This window comes from Leucobacter faecis (assembly GCF_054456695.2).
The window spans coordinates 252,353-276,381 of the sequence record NZ_JBTJER020000004.1 but is presented as its reverse complement, the minus strand read 5'-3'; the positions used below and the strand labels follow the sequence as shown (position 1 = coordinate 276,381).

The window sequence follows — 24,029 nt, the reverse complement described above, 5'->3', positions numbered from 1 at the left end:
GGCGAGCTCGGGCAGTCGCCCCTGGTGAGCAGAGCGCCGGCGGCGATAGTGTGAGCGCATGGCAGGCATGTTGTTGGGCGAGCACAGGCGCATCGTCGAAGAGCTGTTGTCACGGCTGCGCGCACTGCAGCGCGGTGACCGCGGGGCGCCTCGCGTCGTGCTGCTGCGTGCCGGGGCGGGCGAGGGTAAGACTCGCATCATCAGAGAGGTGTATGCGCGGCTGCGGATGGCGGCGCCGGCGTCAGCGTCATCATCAGCGGCATCATCATCATCGCAGCAGTACTGGCCCGAGCTTGCAGGTGCTGAGCCCCCCGGTGTGCCTGCTGCGCTTGCTGAGCCCCCCGCTGTGCCTGCTGCGCTTGCTGAGCCCGGTGAGCACGCTGCTGGCTCGCCCTCGCCCACGGGGCAGTCACCAGACCCAATCACGACGCGCAAGGAAGTGGCGCCATACCCTGCCGAGTTTGAGCGCACCATCGGTGCAGTGCCCCAGTTTGGCTGGTGGGTGTTCGACTGTGAAAGCCTCAGCTCGGGGGCATCACGCAGCGCCGTAAGCGCCGCGCACCCGCAGTGGGAAGCGCACGGGGCGCCACTCGCGCTCGCCCGAAACCAAGCGGTGGGTGAGATCGCTGCCAAGGCCAAGCCCGGTGAGCCCGCTGCTGAGCTCGCTGCTGCGTCCGCTGCTGAGCCCACTGCTGCGCCCAGCGCTGCGGCGCCTTACGCGGCCGTGTTCGCGGCGTGGGGTGAGCACGAGGCCGGCGCTGGCGGCGAGCAACTGCCCGAGTCGCTGGCCGAGCAGGGCATCGCGCTCGGCCGCACGCTGCGCTCCCTCGCCCACCCACAGTTGCCCGGCGTGATCATCATCGAAGACATGCAGCTCATGGGCGAGGAGCTCGCGGCGCTGGTCGACGAGGTGGGCATCTCTGATCCGGATCGGCCCGTGCTCATCATCGGCACCGTAACGTCAGAGTCTGCACGGCACCCCGCGTTCATCGAGTGGCTAGCGCATTCCGGCGCTGGCGTGCAAGTGATCGACGTCGCGCAGTTGCCTGCCCCCGACCTGATCGCCCTGTTGCGTGAGCACGCCCCGGGCACCGATGATGCGACCGCGATGCGCGTCGTGGCGCGGCTGGGTGGCCCGCTGCACCTCGAACTCTGGTTGACGTCTGCCGCGGTGCGCAGGCACATTGCCGCGCACGACGGCGTGATTGTGCTCGCCGATCATTTAGGGCTCGCCGATCACTCGGAGCTCGAGGCGTCTGAAACGGCGGCCGCGGGTGACCGCGAAGGAGGCGTGCTGCTTCCCGAGCGCGGTGCCGACGTGCTGCGCGAGCGGTGGAGCGAACTACCGGCGGCCGTGCGGGCGGTGCTTGCGTGCGCGGTGTTTGCGCATCCGCGTCGCGCCGCGGGGGTGGCGCCCTTCGCCGTAGACGTGTTGACCGACGTGTGTGACGAGTTCTTGGGGCACGTGTTTACGCCTGCGCAGCTGCGCGACGCTTGGGCGAGCTCCGTGGCGCCGAATGGTTGGTGCCGCTTAGAAGAAGGGGTGCAGTGCTTTAAAGACGGGCTACTCGCACAAACCGTCTACGCCGCTGCCGTCTTCGAGCTGCGCAGCCTGGGCTTGCACCGCGCGGTGCTGCGCTCCGTCACACGCGCCCGCATCGCGCGGTGGATCGACGACACCCACGATGAGTACACGCTGCCAGACACAGACGAGGCCAGCCTGATCGCCCGCTGGAACGTCGCCTTCGCCGAGACGTTGGTGCCGGGGCCGCCTGCGAAACCCGCGCCGCCTGCGCCGCTCGGCCGCTTACACCCGGCGGCGCTGTGGCGCATCGCCTGCGACGCTGCTGCGCGCTTCAACTATGACGAAGCCGTCGATCGTGCGCGGCAAGCCGTCACCGAACTTCAACGTGTACTAGGCAAGGACCACCCGGCCGAGTATCTGCGCAATCAGCGAGAGCTGCAACAGCAGCAGGTCCAGCAGCACGCCCCACGAACCCTCGACGACCAGCCCAGAGTCGCACCCGAGTGGGCGATGCGGCTCGTCATCGCGGGGTGGCTTGGCGAGCTCGGGCAGCAGAGCGAAGCTATACATGCCCTGCGCGACCTGCTCACCGAAATGGAACGGCATGCGGGCACCCGCCATCTTGCCACGCTCACCGTGCGCCGAGATCTCGCGATTGAACTGCGCGACGCTGGCGTCACCGACGAGGCAATTGGCCAGTTTCGCACCGTCATCGCCGACCTCACCACGGTGGTGGGCGCGGGCGCGACCGAGACCCTCGACGCCCGCACCGGGCTGGCCGAGGCGCTCGGGCTTTCGGGGCAGTACGACGCCGCCGTCGCCGAGCTGCGTGCGCTGCTCCCCGCGTTCATGGAGGCGTACGGCGAGACGAACGCCAATACGTTCCTCGTAAGAGGTGCGCTCGCCGCGTTTCTGAGCCAGAGCGGCCAGCCGCACGCCGCCGCCGAGCAAACCCGCATGCTGCTCGAAGACCAAGAACTCGCGCTCGGCGCCAGCGACCCGCAGGTGTTCACCACCCGTAACAATCTCGCGGTGATGCTGCTTGACGGCGGCGACGCCGAGCAGGCCGCAGGCCAGTTCGCGCAGCTTGCCCGCGAGCGTGCCGAGGCGCTCGGTGAGACAAATCCCGACACGCTCGATACCCGCATGAACCTAGGGCTGGCGCTGCTCGAAGCGGGTAGGGCGAACGACGCGGTGCGCGAGTTTCGCGAGACACTCGCGCTCATGCAGCGCACGCTGCCGCCCGGCCACCCCAGTGTGCTGCGTGGCCGCGCGCAGTTGGCCGAGGCGCTCGGCCGCTCGGGCGACGCGCGTGCCGCCGCCGTAGTGCTGCGTGCGCTTGAGCGCGACATGGCGCGCAGGCTCGGTGCGCGGGCGGCCGACATCGCGCAGATCGCGGCGGCGGCCAGGTACTGGGAGCGCGGCGCACCGTAGGGCCTGCCGTGCTCGCCCCAGCTCGCCCGTTGGGCGCAAGCTCGGCAAGCCTCGGCTCACAGCCCAGAACCCCTCGTAGACTGGCGGCATGATCGGCGAAAACCTTCTGGCCCCCGAGCCCACCCTGCTCGGCATCGACCCCGCTGCAGCCGCGCTCGCCGCGGGCACTGAGCTCGAGCAGGTCGTGCGCGACCACCCCGAGTCTCCGCTGGCGTGGGCGGCTCTCGCCGACGAGGCGAACAAGCACGGCCGCGACATTGAGGCGTACGCCTTCGCGCGCGTCGGCTACCACCGCGGTCTTGACGCCCTGCGTCGTGCCGGATGGCGTGGCGCGGGCCCCGTACCCTGGTCGCACGAGCCCAACCGCGGCGTGCTGCGCGCCCTCTATGCGCTGCGCCGCGGTGCCATCGCGATCGGCGAATCGGGTGAGATCGAACGTCTCACCGAGTTTCTCGACGGCGCTGACCCGCGGGCGATTCAAGCGATCGAGACCGAACAGGCGCTGTAGCGCGGCGCTGAGCACGCACTGATCCGGCACGAAATAGCGCCGGATCAATCGGCCCGGGCCGAGTCTCGGCCCGCGCCGATCTGATCGTCGGTAGACTGGTGCGGTACGTGCTTGCAAAGGAAGGGGCTGAAATGCCCGCAGTTCTCATCACCGGTGCCCAGTGGGGCGACGAGGGTAAGGGACGCGCAACCGACCTGCTCGGTAGCCGCGTCGACTACGTCGTCAAGTTCAACGGCGGCAACAACGCCGGCCACACCGTGGTTGTCGGTGAAGAAAAGTACGCGCTGCACCTGCTGCCATCGGGCATTCTGACGCCGGGGGTGACGCCCGTGATCTCGAACGGCGTGGTCGTCGACCTCGAGGTGCTGAAGGGCGAGCTCGAAGCGCTGGGCGGTCGCGGTGTCGACGTGTCGCGCCTCAAGGTGAGCGCCAACGCGCACGTCATCACGGCGTACCACCGCACGCTCGATAAGGTCACCGAGCGGTTCCTCGGTAAGCGCCAGATCGGCACGACAGGCCGCGGCATTGGCCCCGCCTACGCCGACAAGATCAACCGCGTGGGCATTCGCATTCAAGACATCTTCGACGAGGGGATCCTGCGTCAGAAGGTTGAGGCGGCCCTCGAGTTTAAGAACCAGGTGCTCGTCAAGATCTACAACCGCCGCGCCATCTCGGCCGACGAGGTCGTCGAAGACCTGCTCAGCTACCGCGAAATGCTCGAGCCGATGGTGTGCGACACCGGGCTGCTGCTACACAACGCGATGGAAGACGACAAGACGATCCTCTTCGAGGCGGGCCAGGCGACGATGCTCGACATCGACCACGGCACCTACCCGTTCGTGACGTCGTCGAACGCGACCGCTGGCGGCGCGAGCACGGGATCGGGCCTGCCCCCGCACGCCCTCACTCGCGTGATCTCGGTGATCAAGGCGTACACGACGCGCGTGGGCGCGGGTCCCTTCCCCACCGAGCTGTTCGACGCCTCGGGCGACTACCTGCGCAAGCAGGGCTTCGAATTTGGCACGACGACGGGCCGCCCCCGCCGCTGCGGCTGGTACGACGCCCCCATGGCGCGCTTCTCGGCCCGCATCAACGGGGTCACCGACTTCGTGCTCACCAAGCTCGACGTGCTCTCGGGCCTCGAGACGATTCCCGTCTGCGTCGCCTACGACGTGAACGGTGTGCGCCACGACGAGATGCCCGTCAACCAGAGCGACTACCACCACGCGGTGCCGATCTACGAAGAGTTTCCTGGCTGGAGCGAAGACATCACGGGCGCGCGCAAGTTCGAAGACCTGCCGAAGAACGCCCAGGATTACATCGTCGCGCTCGAGAAGATGAGCGGATCGCGCATCTCGGCCGTCGGTGTGGGCCCCGAGCGCGAACAGGTCGTGGTGTTGCACGACCTGCTCGACTAGAGGCCCGGTCGTGAGCGAGCTTTCGCCGCAGCAGCGGCTCGAGCGCATTCGCGCGAGCATCGATAACATCGACGCCGCGCTCATTCACATGCTCGCTGAGCGGTTTCGCTGCACCCAAGAAGTCGGCATCTTGAAGGCTGAGCACGAGATGCCCGCTTCTGATCCGGATCGAGAAGCGCGACAGATCGCGCGCCTGCGCAGCCTCGCTGAGGCTGCGCACCTCGACCCCGAGTTCGCAGAGAAGTGGTTCAACTTTGTGGTCGCCGAGGTGATTCAGCACCACACCGATATTGCTGCCGAGCGGTAGTAGCCGCTCGCGCTTGCTGCTTGCGTAGAGGCCGTCGTCCCGTTGGGGCGGCGGCCTTTGGTCATTCAGGACACAGCTTGCTGATAGCTTTACATGTGTATGCCGTCCAGCTTTAAGGGGAGCTCAATAGTGCGTCAACCTCGCAACTCACGTGTGCAAACGATCAGGCGATGGCTGGCGGTGGGCGTAACCGCGCTGCTGCTGGGCTCGACCGCGGTCGCGAGCGGTGCAGGCATCGTGCCCGCCACGGCCGCGCCGAACGGTGCGCTGCAGATCGTCAAGAAGGTTGACGGGAAAGACGCGCACCGCGAGCTCACTCCCGGTCAGAGCGTCACGTACCGCGTTGAGTTCAGTGCAGAGAACTACGACGTCGACGGCGCGGCAGCTGACAACGGTGCCGTGAAGCTCGTTGACACGCTGCCTGCAGAGTTTGCGGGCTGGGCGATTAGCGGTGTAAACGTTGGCCTCGCCGGGCACAACTCGGCCGTATCAGTAAACGTGCCGGGCGTCTCGCCCTCCGACGCGGGCACGATTGGCACGGATGATGCTGACCGCAGCATCACGGTCGATATCAAGGCCCCCACCGATGACGGGCTCACCGGTCTCCCCACCGGGGCGCAGGGCTGGCTCGAATACGTCATCACGGTGCCCGATACGCTTTCCCCGCGCTGGGATGGCAATAGTAAGGATCTCGTCAACACCGCCGAGATTAGCGGTCTCGGTGGGACGACAAACGGCGTGATCTCAAAGAACGACACCGCGGTAATCTCGGTTGATGTGCCTCTCACGGTCGACGTGACCCCCGCAAAGGCATGGGACCCCGCGAGCCAGGGCTTTGAGCCCGGCGCAGCGTCGACGATCACGATCGGTGCCACGCAGGCGTCCAACGTTGAGGCCGCCTCGCTCGTGCTGCAGGATCACCCCGGCGCCGCAGACGGCGCCACCGCCCTCGACGCCGAGAACCCCTTTCGCTACGTCGACTTCGCGGGCTTTACTACCGACCCAAACACGCAGGCGAACTGGCCCACTGGCGCCACCGCGGTAAGCGTGGAGGTCTACGCGTTCGTCGGCGGAACGTGGAACTGGACCACCTACGCCTCGTCGATCGACAACGCAGATATCGCGGGTGTGCGCCTCGGATACACGGGCGACATTGAGCCCGGCGCGGTCGCGACCCAACCGTTTGATGTGACGCAGCGTGAAGAAGACCGGCTCGGAACGGTCGACCTTTCGAAGGGCTACGACGCAAGCAACAAGGTCTCGGCTACCGTCACCGTGCCGGGGGAAGCGCCCGTCACGAAACAGGCTGACGCCCCGTTTGCCGTAACCCCGCTCACCATCGCCGTTGAGGCGGGCAAGACGTTCATCGACAAGACCGGCACCGAGGTCGACCCGCTCACCACGGTCGCAGGCAACACCGTCGAGGTGCTCTTGACTGCGAAGAACCAGGACTCGCCGCAGAGCGCGACGCTCAATATGTTGACCATTGCAGAGCCGGGCGTAGGTGCCGACGCGGAATACTTCTCTGACGCCTTGCAGTTCGCGGGCTTCGACCCGGCGTTTACGGATGTGTGGCCTGAGGGCGCGAAGCGCGCGACGCTCACCTGGAAGTACGCGGACGGTAGGACCCAGGGCGTGCCGCTTAACACCCCGGGGGCAGCGCTTCCGGCGGCTCCCCCAGCGGGGCACACGAACGAAGACGTGGTGGGGTTCTGGATCAATTTCACAGGTGCGATCGTGCCCGGCGCGGTGAGCCAAGTCAAGTACAAGATCAATACCAGCGAGAACCTCGCGACGAACGCCGCTGAGGCGGGCCCGTTCACGAACGTGATCGATGTGATGGGTACACGCGCCGGCATCACGGAGCCTGCCACCGACAGCGACTCTGCAGACCTCAAGGTCGTCTCGCCGAAGATCGAGGTGGTCACCGAAAAGAAGATCAGCCCCAGCATTGTGCTGCCGGGCGACGATGTGATCGTGCAGCTGCCGACCACCGCCACCGCGACGGGCGATAAGACCAAGCCGACCGAGATCGTCGTGACCGACGAGCTCACGGGCGATGGCACGAACGGAGACGACACGTTCTGGGACGCCCATAATGTGACTCATGTGCTGGCGCCGATCGAGGTGCCCACCGGCGGCACGCTCAAGATTGAGCGCTTCGATTCGGGCACCGGCGCATGGGAACCGGTCTCCACGCTCACGGCGACGCAGACCTCGGGCGATATCCCGGTGCCAGGCGCGACAGGTACGACCGGTATTCGCTTCAATTACACCAATGCGGCTGGCTTTGGTGAGACGACGCTCGTGAAGCCGAACCTCAAGTTCAAAGCGCGCACTGAGCTGCGCAGCGGCGGCACGACGACGCCCAACGACACCGCGCCGTTTGATCCGACCCCGTACGAAAACACGGTGACGGCCGAAGCCGAGGGAATCCTCGACACGCGCCCGGTGACGGACGATGCATCTGCCACCGAAAACGTAAACTTGCGGGCCCCCGAGTGGGATGGCCCAGGTCACGGAATTTACGCGACGAAGAAGTGGACTGATTCCCACCTTGTCACGCAGTCTGACGCCGAGACTTCGACCGTGCATACCTGGCACGTGTCAAAGACCGGCTACACGAAGGTCCTCTTCACTGACCCGTTGTCGCCGACCGCGTCGGTAGATAGCTCCGTCTTTGACGCCTTCAACCTGACGGGCGTGAAGCCGATAACGCTCGCTGACGACCCGCAGCTCGCGTGGGACATCGTCTCCAACGTCGAGCTCTATGACGGTTTGTCGTGGGTCGCCGCGACCAATGCCCCGGCAGACGGCAACTGGATGAACGCCACCGGCTTCGTTGGGGTTACCCTCACCGCGGCCGAGCAGCAGTCCACGCTCGGTATGCGCATCAGCTACGCCCCCAATGACACTGCACGTCAGACCGCGATCGATGCGGGCGATATCGGTGTGCCGGCAGCCGGAAGTGGTATTTCTGCGTCTGGCGCCGACCGCAGCTACGAGCTCACTTGGCAGCTGCGCGACAAAGCCCGCAGCGGTGACTGGGTGACGTCGGACGAGGCGTTCAACTGTACGACGGGCACCCCTGCGCTCAAGCAGGGATGCGTGCTCAACTCCTTTGAATTCAGGGGCTATACATCGAGCGGCTATACGGTGGGGGCTGATTCAGACGAGATCAGCCTGATCGACGGCACCCCCAACGTGGGCCTCGTGAAGACCGTCGGTGGCCTTGACGAAGACGTAACGGTATCGCTCGTCGTACCCAAGTACGGTGACGTCGACCCGGCGTTCTACCCGGCCACCTGGTTCACACTCACCGCGACGAACGCGTCGGGTAACGACCTCTTGACCCCCAACAACGCCAACGGCATCATGAAGCTCGGCAAGATCCGGGTCACCGATGTCGCGAGCAGCAGCGTGGGTAACAGCGACATGGGCGTGAGCCCGTTCGCGGGCCGCGATTTTGACGCCGAAGCGGCAAGCAACGACGGCAACACCTTCGACGAATTCAACCTCACCGGGCTGACCTTCGCAGCCTTGCCGAGCTACATCGACAAGAGCGCGAGCACGGTCGAGCTGTGGCTGTACAACGAGGGTGCAGAGAGCACCGTGAGCTACTCGATCGCCGATGTCGAGGCGGGTCTCGTGCCCGCCGCCGAGTTTGCCGACGCGATTGGTGTCTCGGTGACCTACCAGAGCACCGATCCAGAGGCCAACGGCAACGCGATCGTCGCGGGCGACCAGCTCACCGTGCGGCTCGACGTGCAGATGCGCGCGACGCACCGCGCGGGCGAGACGGCCACAACGCCGGGCACCCCGATCACCGGCGGTGAATCTGGCGCCGCGATTCCCGTCTTCAACTCGGCCCAGGCCGTTGGTCAAGACAGTGTGATCGACCCGACCGATATGCCCGCAAACAACGACGACGCCGAGGTGCTGCTCACCGACGCGAGCATCGACGTGCTGCTCGAAAAGCAGATCGCAGTGCGCGGCGGTGCGACGACGCTCATCGAAGCCGAGGCAGAGACCCCGGTCGACGTGGCGATCAAGGCCACACCCGGCGCATCAAAGGTGCCGCTGTCGGAGCTCACGATCGAAGACACTACGCCTGCGTTCTGGAGCACCTTCGAGCTCGTCTCGCTGCCTGAGCCGGCTTCGAAACCGACCAACAGCGATCAGTACCGCTACGACTATTACGTCGACGGAGCGTGGGTCGCGCAGAGCGCGTTCACCGGCGAGCTCGGTGATGTCGCGGGTGTACGCATCACATTCGACCGGGTCGACGGTAAGTACTTTCCGCTTGGTGCCACCTCGTGGACCTCGAGCTGGGGCAGCGCCGAGCTGCCCATCGAAGTGAAGCTGCGCAACCCAGAGTCGATCGACTGGAAGAAGGGCGTGAGCGTCGAGAACGTCGCGAAGACGACGGCCAACGGCAGCCCGGGCATGACCGTCTCAGCTAACGCACCCGCCGAGCTCGATTTCAACGAGGGCACGCACAAGCTCACCGTGCAAAAGCGCGCTCCGCTCGACTCGACGACGCACCAGGTCGAGCCGCTCACCAGCATGCCGTGGCAGCTGATCTTCACGAACAACGGCACGGGCTACCTGCCGCTCGAGACGGTCACCGACCACCTGCCGGCGACGCTTGACTGGAACGGCGCGCAGCCGACCTTCTCGCAGACGGGCGGCACGGGGGCGACGATCGACCCCGAACAGATCGAGGTGGAGCTGTCAGCAGACAGCCGCTCGCTGCAGTTCACCTGGCCCGAGGGCACCCGCATGGATCCGGGCGAGACGATCACGATCGAGCTGGGCATCACACTGCAGCCCGGTCTCACCGCCTCGCAGCAGGCATGGAACTCAGTGGTCGTCGAAACGGGCGTTGAGCTCGCAAGCTGCACGCAGCCGAGCAACAACGGCCAGCAGTCGGCACACGCGCCTACTCTGGGAACGACTGACTGCGCGAACGCCAACTTCGTGACCCCGCGCACGGGCACTCTCGTGGGCGCTCAGAAGTTCGTCAACGGTGAGTACATCGACACCCTGAGCGAGAACCTCGTCACTGGGTCGATGAGCACCAAGAAGCCTGAAGCAGCAGACTGCGTGACTCCCGGCGCTCCCGACGACTACACGCGCACCGAGTGCGCTGACTACACCACGGTCGGCGCCACCGACAACTGGCGCCTCCAGCAGGTCAACGCGGGCACTACGAACCTTAACCGCATGACTATCGTTGATCTGCTGCCCACCCCGGGCGACATGCTGCTCGTGCAGGGGCCGGCACCGCGCAACAGCACGTTCCGCCCCGTCATCGATCTCGACTCGCTCGAGTTCGATGAGCTGCCCGCGGGCGCCGAGACCGCTATCGACGTCACCACGAACGCGCAGGCGTGCATCGGTGACGGCTCGGGCCCGTCGTTGTGGACGGCGGACGATCCGTTCTGTGAAGACACCACGATTAACCCGGCAAATGCCGACTGGACTCCGCTCGAGAGCTTCACGGGCGACGCAGCAGACGTTGCGGGCTTCCGCGTCATGGTTGATATGACCGCGACGCCCCTCGCGCCCGGCAAGTGGGTCAACATGAACTACGACACGGTCAACCGTGTCGCGGGTCAGGCCGCTGGCGGTCTGCAGCCTACGCTCGCCCAGTTCGAGCAGCCGCAGTTCGCTTGGAACCAGCACGGTGTGTTTGCGTGGGACACCGCGGGCACCCCCATCAACCTGGTGAAAGCCCCGCAGCCCGCGGGCGTCACAGTGAAGACGGGGGCGCTCGAAGTCTCGAAAACCGTGGCAGCAAACGGTGTGACTGACACTCCCGAGGCATTCGACGTTGAGCTCGCGTGCACCGTGCCGAGTGGCCTCGCGGACCCCGAGCGGGTCGCGCTTGACCTCGGCGACGAAGCTACCCTGACGCTGCCCGCCGATGGCACCCCGGTGCGCGTCGACGGCCTGCCGATCGGCACGAACTGTGAAATCAGCGAGTCGGGTGAGCTCGGCGACCACGGCGAAATCGCGCGCACCTTCCAGGTGAGCGACGGCGTCAACCCGTCGGTCGACGGGCAGACCGCGCAGATCGAGATTCGTGAACCGCGCGCGCAAGGTGAGGCGACCCTCGTGGCGCTCACCAACACCTATGGTCAGGGTGGGCTGATCGTCGAGAAGAGTGTGCGCAGCGATAACGAGTATGATCTCGACGAGAAGACGCTTGCCAAGAGTTTCGATTTCGAGCTCTCGTGCGTCGCCCAGGGCGCCAAGCAGCCCATCGAGCGCAAGTTCTCACTCAAGACCGGTGAGCAGTACGCGCTGAGCGACCTGCCGCAGGGCGCGGTCTGTGACCTGACAGAGGTCGCCACGGGCGGCGCGAACTCCGTCGAAATCACGGTGGCTGGCACGTCGTCCACGGGCAACGGCGGCGCGACCGACGAGGCAGGCGCGACCGTCACCGGCGTCACAGTCGGTGCTTCTGCGCAGCACGTGCTCGTTTCGAACGGGTTCTTGGGCAAGAAGCCCGCCGACCAGGGCACGGGTAACAACGGTGAGGGCACGACGGGTCAGGGTGCTGGCGGGCTGGGCGTCACGGGTGGCGACATCACCGGCATGATCGCCGCCGCCGTCGTGCTGCTTGGGCTGGGCGCGGGCGCGCTCATGCTGACCCGCAGGCGCAAGCGGGCAAACTAGCAACAGGCACGTAGCACCCACGAGATGAGGGGGCGCACCCGAAAGGAGGCGCCCCCTTTTCCTGTCGCCCCGGTTGCGCAGCAGCATTACAGTCGGCATCGAAATGACGAGACGGTATCGAAAAAGCGCATTTATCGGGCCGATTCGTCATTTCGATGCCGTGTGGTGACCGGTGCGTTACGGGCGGACGGTTCTAGTCCTCGCGATCGCGTCAAGCAGTCTGTTCCGGATCGCGTCGCCGCGCGCCGCAAACCCGCGCTGCTGGCGCGCGTACTCGCGCTTGCCGTCGGGGGTTTCGATGGGCACGGGGGTGAGCGGGTCACCGGTGGCGCCGAAATATCCGGTCACATCGTAGGGGGAGGCGCGCATGTCGAGCTCGCGTATGTCGCGGGCGAGCACGAAGGCGTCGAGCAGTAGTTCGCCCGGCACGATGGGGCCGAGCTTTAAGGCCCACTTGTAGACGTCCATGCCCGCGTGCAGGCAGCCCGACTGTTCAGTCTCGTGCTGAGCCTCACGGCTCACCTCGATCGTGTTGAGCGGCGCGGCAGCGGGCGTGAAGAAACGAAACGCGTCGAAATGGGTGCAGCCGATCGTGTGCGATTCGACGACGGCGTTGGTCGCCTCGTGGCCAATGCGCAGCGGCAGGGCAGAATGCCGCAGCTGTTCGGGCGTCATGCGGTACACCATCGCCCACTCGTGCAGACCGAAGCAGCCGTAGCGCGGCGCGTGCGCGAGCGTGGCCGTCAATAGCTTTTCAACGTAACTAACGGTCTGAGCGCGGCGCTCCAGGTACCCGGCAGCGTCGACCTCGGCGTGCTGGGGTTCACGATCCGTCGTTTCGTGGGCGGTCGCGAGCGGGCCGCCGGTCGCGCGGTAGTGCTTCCATGAGGCGCGATCCGGAGCAGCGTTCTCGAGCAGCACGCCAGCCCCGGCATGCCAGCGCCGCAGCTCGCGAGGTTTGACCGAATAGTAGGTCCAGAGAAAGTCCTCGATGGGGTGCGTCTCGCCGCGCAGCTTGCGAGCGCGGTGCGCTTCGGTGAGCGCGTCGGCGCGCGCGGCGTGGGCGGCCTCGAGTGTGCGCCACTCGGGCTCGCCGAGCTGGGCGGGGTACGGATTCACTCAACCAGCCTAGGCGATCACGGCCTGACGGTTGCTGGTGGTGTGGATGCGCCTCCCGAGGCCAGCAGCCCGCTAGACCTCGGCGTCGCGGCCGCGCAGGCGGTCGATGTCGCGGCGCTCCCGCTTCGTGGGGCGACCAGCGCCACGGTCGCGCACGATGGCGGCTGGCCGCTCCTCGCGGGGCAGCGGTGGCGGGGTGAGGTCTTCGTAGTGCTTCGCAGCTTCGGGGGCGCTGCCGCGCTTCGTGGGCAGGCCGGTGACACGGTAGATCTTGTCGAACCCGTGTAAGCGCACTTTCACGACGTCGCCGAGTTTGACGGGTTGCGCGGCCTTCGCTGTCTGGTCGTTGATGCGCACGTGGCCGGCCCTGCAGGCGGCTGTCGCCTGGCTGCGGGTCTTGGCCAGCCGCACACCCCACACCCAACTGTCGACGCGCACGCTACTCATGCCCCGATCGTAGCGCGCCCGCAGCTGAGGTGGTGCACCCGCAGCTGAGACAATGGGCAGATGGCACATCCCACGGAGTACGAAACGGTGGCAGGGCGCACCGACATCGAGATTGAGGTGTCGCGGTCGCGGTTTATCACCCGGCTCGAGCAGGTGAGTGACGAGCGCGCGGCGCGTGACATTATCGCCGAAGTGAAAGCAGAAGAACCGCGCGCGAGGCACCACTGCACCGCGTTTGTGCTCGGACCAGACGGCCGCGTGCAGCGGTCGAGCGACGACGGCGAGCCGAGCGGCACGGCGGGCGCACCCATGCTCGACGCGCTCGTGTCGGCGGGGCTCAGCGATGTGGTCGCTGTGGTGACTCGGTACTTTGGCGGGGTGCTGCTTGGCGCGGGCGGGCTCACACGCACCTACCGTGCAGCGGTCGCTGAGGCGGTACTGGTAGCCCCGCGGGTGCGGCGCGGGCTGCGGTTTCCAGTAACGGTCACCTCGGCGTACGACGTCGCCGCTCAGATTGAGGCAGAGGCGCGCCGCCGCGGATTCGTCGTCGGCGAGGCGGCCTACACAGATCGGGTGGCGCAAGACTTTTGGGTGGCCGAGCCTTACATCGAGCAGCTCACGGCCGCCGCGCAAGAGCTGAGCGCCGGTGTGGCCCTGTTTGAAACGGGCGAACCGCGCTACGTCGACCTGTAAGGCGAGGTGGGCGCTGGGGTGCTGGGGCGCTTGGCGCTGGGGTGCTGGGTGCTGGGCGCTGGGGTGCTTGGGCGGTCGCGCGCAACGACAACTACATCAATCTCGCGTAGACCATCAAATTTTGTGAGTTCTTGATGGTTTACGCGAGATCGGTGGCGGTGGCGGTGGCAGTGGCGATGACGGGCCGGTGGCGATGGCGATGACGGGCCGGTGGCGCTCGCAGCCCGCGGGCCCGTGTCAGAGGCACACGCTACGCTAAACGGCATGGACTTCTGGTCAGATATCGCCGGTCAACAGGCCGCTGCGCAGACCCTTGAGCGGGCGGCCGCTGAGGGTGCCACTCCCGCGCACGCCTGGCTGATCACGGGGCCTCCGGGGTCGGGCCGGTCGAACATTGCGTACCGTTTTGCCGCGGCGCTCATCGCGCGTAGCGAGGCTGATCGTGAGCGCGTGTACGCGCAGGTGCTCGCGCGCACGCACCCAGACTTGGGGGTGCTCACGACGCAGACCACGGTGATTAAGATCGATGCGGCCCGCGAGGTCGTAGCGAGCTCGTACTACGCCCCGAGCGAGGGGCGGTATCGCGTGTTTGTCATCGAAGACGCCGACCGCATGACCGAGCACACCTCGAACGTGTTACTGAAGGCGCTCGAAGAGCCGCCCGAGCGCACGGTGTGGGTATTGTGCGCACCGAGTGAGGCCGACCTGCTGCCCACGATCAGATCGCGCACGCGATCGCTGCGGCTCGTGACGCCCGCGGTGACTGACGTGGCCGCCCTTTTGCATGCGCGCGACGGTATCGACCTCGCCGATGCTGAGCGGGCGGCGAGGCTCGCGCAGAGCCACATCGGCATGGCGCGCAGCCTCGCGCGTGATCCCAACGCGCTCGAGCGACGTGAACGGGTCATTCGTGGGGCGCTTTCGGTGCAAACGCTGGGAGATGCGATGGCTGTGGCTGGGTCGCTCATGAAGGTGGCCGAAGCAGACGCAGCGGCCACGACCGAGCGACGGGAGACCGCTGAGCGTGAAGACGCGATGCGCAGCCTCGGGCTAGCGCAGGGCGCTGCGATTCCGCCGCAGATGCGCTCGCAAATACGCGCGCTCGAAGAAGACCAGAAACAGCGTGCCAAGCGCGGCGTGCGCGACGGCGTCGACCGCATCTTGACCGATGTGCTGTCGCTGTACCGCGACGTTGTTGTGACCGCGCTGATGCACGAGGGTGCCTCGGGTGCTGGCGCTGTGGGTGAGGGCGCTGCGGGTGCTGTGCGCGCTGCGAGTCCCGCGCTTGTGAACGCAGAGTATGCGCGGCAAATCACCGAGCTAGCCGAACGCTGGCGCGCGAAGGGCGCGCTGCGCGCCGTCGACGCGGTTGAGTCAGCGCGCGAGCGTCTCGGCCGCCAGATTACGCCGGGGCTCGTGCTCGAAGCGCTCTTCGCGACAGCCGTGGGCGCGGGCAGCGAACGGTGATCGGCCAGCAGGGTGTCAAACAGGGAAGGGCAACAATGATCCGGATCAAGAGCGGCGCCGAGCGCTGGCGCGCTCGTGCGGCCGCGGGGGCCGTCGCGCTGACGGCAACGCTGGCGCTTGCGCTGACGGGGTGCAGCTCCCTCGCCGGGCTACTGGCCGAGGTGACAGGGGCGGCGGCGCAGGGGGGCGCGACACCTGGCGGCGCCGATCCGGTCGATCTGCCCGAAAAACCTGAGGGCACGGTCGAGGGCTTCGGGGCGCAGCAACCCAACTGGCGCGATTGTGCCGCGGGTATGCAGTGCGCCGATGTGTACGCCCCGCTCGACTGGGCTGACCCGGGCGGTGACCTGATTACGCTGCGGCTCGTGAAGCACGAGGCGACAGGCAAGAACCCGCAGGGCACACTGTTCGTCAACCCGGGCGGCCCGGGCGCCTCGGGCGCAAGCTATGTCACCGACAGCCTCGATTACTCGGTGCCCAGCGAGATTCAGCGCGACTACGACGTGATCGGTTGGGATCCGCGGGGTGTGGGAGCCTCGTCTCCCATCGCCTGCCTCGACGCAGCAGGCATGGACGAATACCTGTTTGGTGAGGGTGCCGGTGAGGCCGCCGACGCAGGCCTTGAGCGTGGCAGCGACGAGTGGCTAGAACTTGCCGAGACCGAGTCGCGCGCCTTTGGTGATGCGTGCGCCGAGCAGACGGGTGAGCTACTTGGCCATGTCGCCACGAGCGACACGGTGCAAGACCTCGACATGCTGCGCGCCATTGCGGGTGACGACAAGCTCAACTATCTCGGGTTCTCTTACGGCACGTACATCGGTGCCCGCTACGCCGACGCTTACCCCGAGACGGTGGGCAGGCTCGTGCTCGACGGCGCGATGGATCCCAAAACGACCATGCGTGAGGTGGTACGTGAACAGACCCTCGGATTTGAGCTCGCGCTGCGTGCGTATGTCACCGACTGTCTCACTCGCAGTGACTGCCCGCTGAGCGGCAGCGTTGACGAGTCAATGGCCCAGATCTCGGGGCTGCTCGACAAAGTCGACAGCTCGCCCCTCACCGGCAGCGACGGCAGGCTCGTGACCGCCAATACGCTGCTCACGGCGATCATCACCCCGCTCTACGCGCAGAGCAACTGGGGCTACCTCGATCAGCTGCTGTTGACGGTGCATCAAGACGATGCAGACGTCGCACTGCAGCTCGCCGACTTCTACTATGAGCGCGAGAACGGTAAGTATCTGTCGAACTCGACCGAAGCGTTCTCTGCAATCAACTGCCTCGATTACCCCGAGCGCGAGATCAACGTGCCGCGCATGCGTGCAGAAGCCAAGGATCTCGCCGAGATCGCGCCGACAATCGGCCGATTTCAGGGCTTCGGTGACATCTCGTGCGCCGTCTGGCCGGTCGACGGTAAGGGCGAACGAAATGGTGTGACTGCAGCGGGTGCAGACCCGATTCTCGTGGTTGGCACCACGGGTGACCCCGCCACGCCGTACCGCTGGGCCGAGTCGCTTGCCGACCAGCTCGAGAGCGGCGTGCTGCTCACCTATGAGGGCGAGGGCCACACGGCCTACGGCGAGAGTAACTGCGTCGACGAGGTGATCAACACGTACCTGCTCACGGGGGAGGCTCCCAGTGCAGCTGTGACCTGCAGTAAATAGTGCTCGCGGCGCCCGCGACTCGCGGGTGCCGCGAGCACCTCAAGCGCTCGTGACACGCGAGGGCCGCGACCCGTGTCACGAGTAGCGCTCACCGCGTGCTAAAGTGTTCCCTGGTGTGCGAGAGATTGCGCGCCAGGCCGCCTTAGCTCAGTCGGTAGAGCGATTCACTCGTAATGAATAGGTCGCCGGTTCGATTCCGGCAGGCGGCTCAGCCAGAAGCCCTCACAGCATATGCTGCGAGGGCTTCTCTCGTCTCGCGGCAAGTATCCTTGATGCATTCGAGCCACGGAGGTTCACTTTGAGCGTGTCACCCACACCCCAGCAGGGCCCGCAAGGCCAGCAGCGCCAGCAGGGCCCGCCCGCCCCGCGGCCCACGCGCAAGCGCATCGCGCTCTGGGACAACGCACGCTTCTTGATCATCGCGCTCGTGGTTGTGGGGCACGTGATCTCGACGGTGCGCACCGACTCTGCGCTCACCTTTGGGCTCTACGCCTACATTTACCTGTTTCACATGCCCGCCATGATTCTGCTGTCGGGGTACTTCGCGCACGCCGAGGTCTCACCCAAAGCGATCAAGTCGACGGTTCAGCTCATCGCGGTGTGGCTCATGTGGGAGGGCATTTGGGCGATCATCCATTTTACGGTCGAGGGCGAGGAGCCCGGGCCCAGGTTCTTGATCTCACCCGCATGGACCCTCTGGTTTTTGGTGAGCCTCGCCACAATGCGCATCTTGCTGCCGTACCTCGCAAAGATGCGTCACCCGTTCATCTTCTCGGTCGTGGTCGCGCTGCTGAGCGGGCTGCTGCCCGCCGCTGGCACCGAATTCTCGGCGTCTCGCACGCTTTCGTTCTTGCCGTTCTTTATGCTCGGGTGGCTCGCGCGCACGCGCGGCTGGTTCACGGGTGACTGGTTTGCCCGCCCCTCGCTGGCACTGCGCGGAGCGGGCTGGGGGCTGCTCGCCGCGGTTGGCCTGGCGATCGCGTTCATTCCAAACCTGCGCGAGATTTGGCGCATCGACACCTGGCTCACCTGGCGCGACAGCGACGCACAGCTGCTCTCTGAGGCGCCTATCGACGAGTGGCGGGCGCCCACGGAGCTGCTCGGCACACTCTCGGGCTTCTCGATCACGGCGATGCTGCTGGTGCTCGCGGCGGGAATGACGCTCGCGGTGCTCATCGTCGTACCGCGCGGCCACTCGATCATCACGGTGTGGGGCACCCGCACGCTCTACGTTTATCTGCTGCACGCGCCCATCGTCTGGACGCTGCGCAAGACCGGCGCGATCGACGCCATCTACGGCCTCGGTCTCGGGGGCATCACACTGCTCATCGTCCTCGGGGTCGCGCTCACTGTGCTGCTTTCGACGACGCTCGTCTCGCGCGCCACGCGCCCTCTCATCGAGCCCCGGATCGATTGGCTCTTCACCCGTGATCCCGGCGAGAAGTCGCGCAAGTAGATTTAGTGCACCGCGCAATACGTCACCTGTAGACTCCGAGTAGCGTTGCCGTAAGACGCTTCAGCTGCCGCTCGCCGATGAGCCAGCTTCGGTGCTACAGGGGGGGATACCAATGACGTCAACCATAGTTTTGCACAATGCCCAGCTGATTGATGGGACCGGGCGCGACGTGATCGCCGATGCCGTGGTGATCATCGAAGCTGCCAAAATCGTTTGGGCGGGGTCCGCGACCGACGCCCCCGAGGTTGACGCTTCTAAGAACCCGGTCAAGGTAGATCTTTGCGGCAACACGATCACGCCGGGCTTCTTTGATGTGCACGTGCATCTGTCACTTCCCGGTCCCAGCGGTGGTAGCCAAGCCCTCATGCAAGAAGCGATCGTGCCGCCCTCGTTTCGCTATTTCGAAATCGCCGCGCGGCTCGAGAAGACGCTGGCGGCCGGAGTGACGACTGTGCGTGATCTGATGGGCACTGACACGGGGGTGCGGCTGGCGGCGCAGTACGGGCTCATCAAGGGTTCGCGCCTGCTCGTCGCCGACAAGATGCTCAGCCAGACGGGCGGTCACGCTGACTGGCACATGGGCTCGGGGGTCGACGGTACCTCGGTGGTCGGTGGCAAGCTCGTCGATTCGGTCGATGAAGCCCGTAAGGCTGCACGGGAGCTGCTGCGCGACCATGTTGACGTGATCAAGATCGCGTCGAGTGGAGGCGTCACCTCCATGAACGACGACCCCACGTGGGTGGGCATGCGCACAGAAATGGTGGCAGCCATTGTCGAGGAAGGCAAGAACTACGGCAACATTCCCGTCGCAGCGCATGCCATCGGTTACGGGGGCATTAAGGCGGCGGTGGAGGGCGGCGTGCACAGTGTCGAGCACGGTTACGAGATCGACGACGATCTGCGCCAGCAGATGGTACAAAATGGTCAGTTTCTCGTGCCAACGCTGCTCGAAACGATCCGCCCAGACACCGCGACCCCGCAGGCGCGGGCGAAGAGCGAGAAATGGCACGCGATCGCGCACGAGTCGGTGCGCGCCTCGATCGCCGCGGGCATTAAGGTCGCCGTGGGCACCGACGCGGGCCTGGTGCCCGATCACGGGGACAACCTGGGTGAGCTCCCGCTGCTCGTCGAGTACGGCGGAATGACCCCGATGGAAGCGATCGTGGCGGGCACAAAAACCTCTGCCGAGTGCTGCAGGGTTGACGATATCCTCGGCACGGTAGAGGCTGGCAAGCTCGCAGACATCGTGGTCATCGACGGTGACCCGCTGCAAGATATCTCGCTGGTCACTGACAGTAGCAAAATCTTGTTGGTGATGAAAGATGGTCACCCGGCCGTCAACAGGGGTGGCTTCACCTTCTAGCGTTCTAGTCATCGCGCGCAGGCGTTTCATGTGGTCTAACAATGTGGGATCTGTGGCTCCGCCGCGTCGCCAGGTTGAGATTGCTTTTCGCGGTAGCGTCGAAACCACACAAACGAGCAGGGGGCAATCGTGAGAGCCAGCATGAAGACCGATGGCCGTCGTGCAGGTCGGATCGCTACGGCCGTAGCAGCGGGTCTGTCCGCGGCGCTGCTGGCCGGCTGCGCTGGCCCTCCCGCCGACGCCTCATGGGTGCCGCCCGCTTGGCCCGCGGGCTCCACGGCGGTCACGATGCTTGTGGGAGATGACGCAGGATCCGGATCAAAACCGGCCGCCCCCGAAAGCGGCGCCGAAGAAGCAGATGCCCAGAGCGTAGCCGCCGTGTCACCCGCGAGCGACACAGCAGGCCTCGTCGACGGGCGCATTCGCAACGACGCCGTGGCGCTGCAGGCGCGGTACGTCGAGATGCCAGGGGCTCCCCAGTTCACTGAGCTGGTGCGGGGCGTGCTCGATGCAGCGATCGATGGTGCGGTAGGGCGCTCGGGGGCGGCGGGGTTTGTGCCCGAGGTGTTTGATGGGCAGGCCGGGCTCGGTGACCGCGGTTGTGTGGCTGGCTCCGCCCAGCGGCCCGCGGCCGAGCTGCTCGCCGATCCGACAGTCGGGCCGGTGGGCGGCGCGGGCACGGCAGTCGTATGCGAGCTGACGGCGGCGTTTGGCCCGATGCTCGGGGTCATGTTTCGCACCGTCACTGGTGCAGCAACCGAGGTGACGGGCGACGAGTCTGAGCTGTTCTTCGTCAACGTTGAGACGCGCGAAGCGGTCGACGCTGGGGCACTATGGGCGCCCGAAGCGGCCGCGGGCCTGTGGGAGCTCGCTGTCGAAGGGGTGCGCCGCGACGCTGGCGCGTTGAGCGCCGCGCCGCTCGCGGCCCCGAGCGAAGAACAGCTCGAGCTTGCACGCGGGGCGCTCGGCGCTGTGCGGCCCGCGAGCGGCGGGGGCTCTGGCGCTGGTGACGGCGGCGCTGACGGCGGCGACGGCGGCGCTGACGGCGGCGCTGATGACGGCGCTGATGACGGCGCTGGTGACGGAGGCGGCGACGGCGGCGGTGCTGACAACGCTGGCAGCGCTGGCAGCGCCGGCTTCGAGTTCACGTTGCCTGCGGGACTCGCAGCCGACGAACTCGCGGCGCTCGGCGTCACTGCGACGACCGCGCCCCTCACTCTCACGGTCAATGAGCTGCCCGACGGCTGGCTGACACCCGACGGGCAAGAGCTGTTCGCGCAGCGCGACGCCCCGTTCGTGGGTGTGCCCGCGTGGAGCGGCGACCACAACGTCGACTGTGACCTGGTTGCCTGCGTCGCGGTGACCTACGACGACGGCCCCTCGGCGTTCACCGCCGAGCTGCTCGATACGCTGCAGGCGCAGGAGTCGCCCGCGACGTTCTTCATGATGGGCAATGTGGTGGCGGGTAGCGCCGATGTGGTCGCGCGTGCCGCGGGCGAGGGGCACGAGCTCGCGAGCCACTCGACTACGCACCCCGACCTCACAAGCATTAGCCCGAGCGCTGCCCGCAGCGAGGTCGTCGGCGCGGGCAAGGCGATCACCGAGATCACCGGCCAGCCGGTCACCATGTACCGGCCACCCTATGGCGCGGTCAACGACAGCGTGCTTGAGGCGGTGGGGCTGCCCGCCATCTTGTGGTCGATCGACACGCTCGACTGGCAGGGCCCCGGCGAAACCGAACTCGTGAACCGCACCGTTGACGTGGCCGTTCCCGGCGACATCATCTTGTTTCACGACACACACGCCGACTCGGTCAACGCGGCCGACGACGTGCTCGCGGGGCTGAAAGACCGCGGGTTCACGCCCGTCACGGTGACTCAACTGTTTGGCGGCAGTGTGCCGCAAGGAAGGGTGTCTGCCCGATGATCCGGCACACCAACACAGAGACGCCGCTGGGCGAAGAAGCGCTGGGTGAAGAACTACCCGGTGGCTCGCTGCTCGATGAGCCGCCTGCCGCGGCGGGTGTCGCACGCTCGCCGCGGTCGCCGCGGTCGCCGCGGTCGCCGCGGTCGCGCCGCGTCATCGCTGTGACCGCGAGTGCCGCGCTGCTCTTGGTAGCGGCGGCCGCGTACCTGGTCACGCTGGCTCCGGATCACTACGCGGCGGCTCAAGCCGAGCGCTTGAGTGGCGACTCGGTGGTTGAAGTGAGTGGCGTGGCGCAGGTCGTGCCGGGTGAGGGGTGGATCGCGCAGCCGCGCGTTACCAATTTGGTGGCGTGGCCGCCGCTGCCGGCGGTGCGCGACTGGCGTGTGCTCACCGGCGCCGATACCGGGGTTGAACTGCTGAGCCCCGATCGTGGGTTGAGCGTCGAGCTCGCGGCTGCGCCTGGTGGTGGTGCTGGTGGTGGTGGTGGTGCCGGTGGTGCTGGTGGTGCTGGTGGTGCTGCGGCCACGTGGCTGGGCGAAGGCGCGAGTGATAGCGCCGCGCCCGACACCGCTGCCGTGCTGAATGAGACCCTCGCGTCGGGCGCGCAGCTGCAGCACGTCGATGCGACCGGTGAGGTGCGAGCGGTCGTCACGGTCGACGGGCAGCGGGTGCGGGTGCTCGCGCGCATCACGGGGCAGCCGGGGGCCGCGAGTGACAAGATCGCCGACTACCGGCCGGCACTGTCGGAGCTACTCGAGTCGTTGCGCGTGGGCTGAGTGGTTGGGCTCGGCCACATCTTGACAATAAAATATGCGCGACAAATTCCGCTTCTGGGTCAGTCATAAGCGGAATTTGTCGCGCATATTTTGGCTTAACCCACTCATCGAGCATCCGTGGAGTGAGCCAGCGCTCTGACGGGCTAGTCTTGCGCCACGAGCAATTGGTGTTGTGCGAGCTCGCGGTAGAGCGGCGTCGACTCGACGAGCTCTGCGTGTGTGCCCTCACCGATGACGCGGCCCTCTTCGAGCACCACGATCTTGTCTGAGTCGACGACGGTGGACAGGCGGTGCGCGATAACGACGAGCGTGCGCCCGGTTGCCACCGAGTCGAGGGCCTCGCGCATGAGGCGCTCGTTGACGCCGTCGAGGCTCGCGGTCGACTCGTCGAGCAACAGAAACGGCGGCGCGGTGAGCAGCGCTCGGGCGATTGCTAGGCGCTGCTTCTCGCCGCCCGAGAGCATGACGCCGTTCTCGCCGACCTGCAGGTCAAGCGCCTTCGACAGCCAGTCGGTCGCGGCATTACCTGCCGTGTGTGCGCGCGCCGTTTCAGTTGCACTGCCGTTGGTGCCGTTGGTGCCGCCGCTGCCATCGCTGCCGTCGGCGTGGTCGCTGCCGTCGGTGCCGTTGGTGCCACGGTTGCCGCTGATAGCTGCCGAATGCGCAGTAGTGGCACTAGAGCTGGCTGATCCGGAGCGATCGAGCAGCGAGCCGAGGTTCACCGCGCGCAGCACGCGTTCGCAGGCGGCATCGCTCGCGTCTGGCGCGCCGAGCGTGAGGTTGTCGCGCAGGGTGCCGGCGAGCACCGCGGCGTCTTGTTCGACGTAGCCGAACTGGGCGCGCAGCTCGCGCCGGTCGAGGGTGCGCAGGTCTTGGCCGAAGATCGACACCGAGCCCGACTCGGGGTCGTAGAACCGCTCGATCAGCGCGAGAATCGTCGACTTGCCCGCGCCCGAGGGGCCCACGAGGGCGACGCGGGCGCCACGCGGCACGGTGAAGCTGACGCCGTGCAGCACGGGCGTCTCGAGAATCTCGGCGGGGGCGGCTTCGGCGTCGCGGCGCGACCCGCGGCCGCCACTGCGTACGAGGTCGCGGGCGTCGGTGCGGGCGGGGGCCGCAGAACGATAGGTGAAGTGCACGTCGGTGAACTCGAGGGCCGGGATAGTGCCCGTGCCCGTGCCCGTGCCCGTGCCCGTGCCCGTGCCCGTGCCCGTGCCCGTGCCCGTGCCCGTGCCCGTGCCCCGT

Annotated in this window: 15 protein-coding genes and 1 tRNA gene; 13 read left to right on the top strand and 3 right to left on the bottom strand. The window is 66.7% G+C overall.

The genetic code is table 11. From position 1 onward, the window contains the following. The first annotated feature begins 58 nt into the window (after positions 1-58). From ACXR2W_RS06435 to ACXR2W_RS06415, 5 genes are all read left to right on the top strand, one after another. Positions 59-2,959 carry a tetratricopeptide repeat protein gene (locus ACXR2W_RS06435; protein ID WP_458813350.1) on the top strand — a complete coding sequence of 967 codons (2,901 nt, stop codon included), beginning with the start codon at positions 59-61 and terminating at the stop codon, positions 2,957-2,959. 88 nt (positions 2,960-3,047) lie between these two features. After that, positions 3,048-3,467: a DUF3151 domain-containing protein gene (locus ACXR2W_RS06430; protein WP_458813348.1), complete on the top strand. Its 420-nt coding sequence runs from the start codon at positions 3,048-3,050 to the stop codon at positions 3,465-3,467. 131 nt (positions 3,468-3,598) lie between these two features. Then, positions 3,599-4,885 carry an adenylosuccinate synthase gene (locus ACXR2W_RS06425; RefSeq protein ID WP_458813346.1) on the top strand — a complete coding sequence of 429 codons (1,287 nt, stop codon included), beginning with the start codon at positions 3,599-3,601 and terminating at the stop codon, positions 4,883-4,885. A gap of 10 nt (positions 4,886-4,895) precedes the next feature. Further along, positions 4,896-5,192 carry a chorismate mutase gene (locus tag ACXR2W_RS06420; RefSeq protein ID WP_458813344.1) on the top strand — a complete coding sequence of 99 codons (297 nt, stop codon included), beginning with the start codon at positions 4,896-4,898 and terminating at the stop codon, positions 5,190-5,192. 180 nt (positions 5,193-5,372) lie between these two features. Next, a complete protein-coding gene (locus ACXR2W_RS06415; protein ID WP_458813342.1) occupies positions 5,373-11,876 on the top strand; it encodes a DUF5979 domain-containing protein in 6,504 nt (2,167 codons plus the stop codon). Positions 11,877-12,053: 177 nt separating this feature from the next. Here ACXR2W_RS06415 and ACXR2W_RS06410 read toward each other — a convergent pair whose 3' ends face one another. Beyond that, positions 12,054-12,995 carry a 3-methyladenine DNA glycosylase gene (locus tag ACXR2W_RS06410; protein ID WP_458813340.1) on the bottom strand — a complete coding sequence of 314 codons (942 nt, stop codon included), beginning with the start codon at positions 12,993-12,995 and terminating at the stop codon, positions 12,054-12,056. A gap of 72 nt (positions 12,996-13,067) precedes the next feature. Next, complete coding sequence (locus ACXR2W_RS06405) at positions 13,068-13,442, bottom strand: RNA-binding S4 domain-containing protein (protein WP_458813338.1); 375 nt, start codon at positions 13,440-13,442, stop codon at positions 13,068-13,070. Positions 13,443-13,502: 60 nt separating this feature from the next. Between ACXR2W_RS06405 and ACXR2W_RS06400 the strand changes: the two genes are divergently transcribed. The 8 genes from ACXR2W_RS06400 (at position 13,503) to ACXR2W_RS06365 (ending at position 22,784) form a co-directional block, all read left to right on the top strand. Beyond that, complete coding sequence (locus ACXR2W_RS06400; protein WP_458813336.1) at positions 13,503-14,135, top strand: IMPACT family protein; 633 nt, start codon at positions 13,503-13,505, stop codon at positions 14,133-14,135. Between the two features lie 264 nt (positions 14,136-14,399). Beyond that, positions 14,400-15,602, top strand: a complete 1,203-nt coding sequence (locus ACXR2W_RS06395) for a DNA polymerase III subunit delta' (protein WP_458813334.1) — start codon at positions 14,400-14,402, stop codon at positions 15,600-15,602. A 35-nt stretch (positions 15,603-15,637) separates the two neighbouring features. After that, entirely contained in the window at positions 15,638-17,263 is a 1,626-nt protein-coding gene (locus ACXR2W_RS06390) for an alpha/beta hydrolase (protein WP_458813332.1), read from the top strand. A gap of 136 nt (positions 17,264-17,399) precedes the next feature. Further along, positions 17,400-17,472 (top strand) — tRNA-Thr (locus tag ACXR2W_RS06385). Positions 17,473-17,567: 95 nt separating this feature from the next. Continuing rightward, positions 17,568-18,719 carry an acyltransferase family protein gene (locus ACXR2W_RS06380; RefSeq protein WP_458813330.1) on the top strand — a complete coding sequence of 384 codons (1,152 nt, stop codon included), beginning with the start codon at positions 17,568-17,570 and terminating at the stop codon, positions 18,717-18,719. 112 nt (positions 18,720-18,831) lie between these two features. After that, positions 18,832-20,082: a metal-dependent hydrolase family protein gene (locus ACXR2W_RS06375; RefSeq protein WP_458813328.1), complete on the top strand. Its 1,251-nt coding sequence runs from the start codon at positions 18,832-18,834 to the stop codon at positions 20,080-20,082. Between the two features lie 141 nt (positions 20,083-20,223). Then, positions 20,224-22,008: a polysaccharide deacetylase family protein gene (locus ACXR2W_RS06370; RefSeq protein WP_458813326.1), complete on the top strand. Its 1,785-nt coding sequence runs from the start codon at positions 20,224-20,226 to the stop codon at positions 22,006-22,008. After that, a complete protein-coding gene (locus ACXR2W_RS06365) occupies positions 22,005-22,784 on the top strand; it encodes a hypothetical protein (RefSeq protein ID WP_458813324.1) in 780 nt (259 codons plus the stop codon). The genes ACXR2W_RS06370 and ACXR2W_RS06365 overlap by 4 nt, the downstream gene beginning before the upstream one ends. 143 nt (positions 22,785-22,927) lie before the next feature. Here the strand turns inward: ACXR2W_RS06365 and ACXR2W_RS06360 are convergent. Continuing rightward, the coding region (locus ACXR2W_RS06360) for an ABC transporter ATP-binding protein (protein ID WP_489948833.1) at positions 22,928-24,029 on the bottom strand (1,102 nt) is incomplete at its 5' end.

Coding starts and splice junctions, on each gene's coding strand:
- ACXR2W_RS06435 (WP_458813350.1), top strand. CDS start 59: ATGGCAGGCATGTTGTTGGGCGAGCACAGGCGCATCGTCGAAGAGCTG.
- ACXR2W_RS06430 (WP_458813348.1), top strand. CDS start 3,048: ATGATCGGCGAAAACCTTCTGGCCCCCGAGCCCACCCTGCTCGGCATC.
- ACXR2W_RS06425 (WP_458813346.1), top strand. CDS start 3,599: ATGCCCGCAGTTCTCATCACCGGTGCCCAGTGGGGCGACGAGGGTAAG.
- ACXR2W_RS06405 (WP_458813338.1), bottom strand. CDS start 13,442: ATGAGTAGCGTGCGCGTCGACAGTTGGGTGTGGGGTGTGCGGCTGGCC.
- ACXR2W_RS06400 (WP_458813336.1), top strand. CDS start 13,503: ATGGCACATCCCACGGAGTACGAAACGGTGGCAGGGCGCACCGACATC.
- ACXR2W_RS06395 (WP_458813334.1), top strand. CDS start 14,400: ATGGACTTCTGGTCAGATATCGCCGGTCAACAGGCCGCTGCGCAGACC.
- ACXR2W_RS06390 (WP_458813332.1), top strand. CDS start 15,638: ATGATCCGGATCAAGAGCGGCGCCGAGCGCTGGCGCGCTCGTGCGGCC.
- ACXR2W_RS06375 (WP_458813328.1), top strand. CDS start 18,832: ATGACGTCAACCATAGTTTTGCACAATGCCCAGCTGATTGATGGGACC.
- ACXR2W_RS06370 (WP_458813326.1), top strand. CDS start 20,224: ATGAAGACCGATGGCCGTCGTGCAGGTCGGATCGCTACGGCCGTAGCA.
- ACXR2W_RS06365 (WP_458813324.1), top strand. CDS start 22,005: ATGATCCGGCACACCAACACAGAGACGCCGCTGGGCGAAGAAGCGCTG.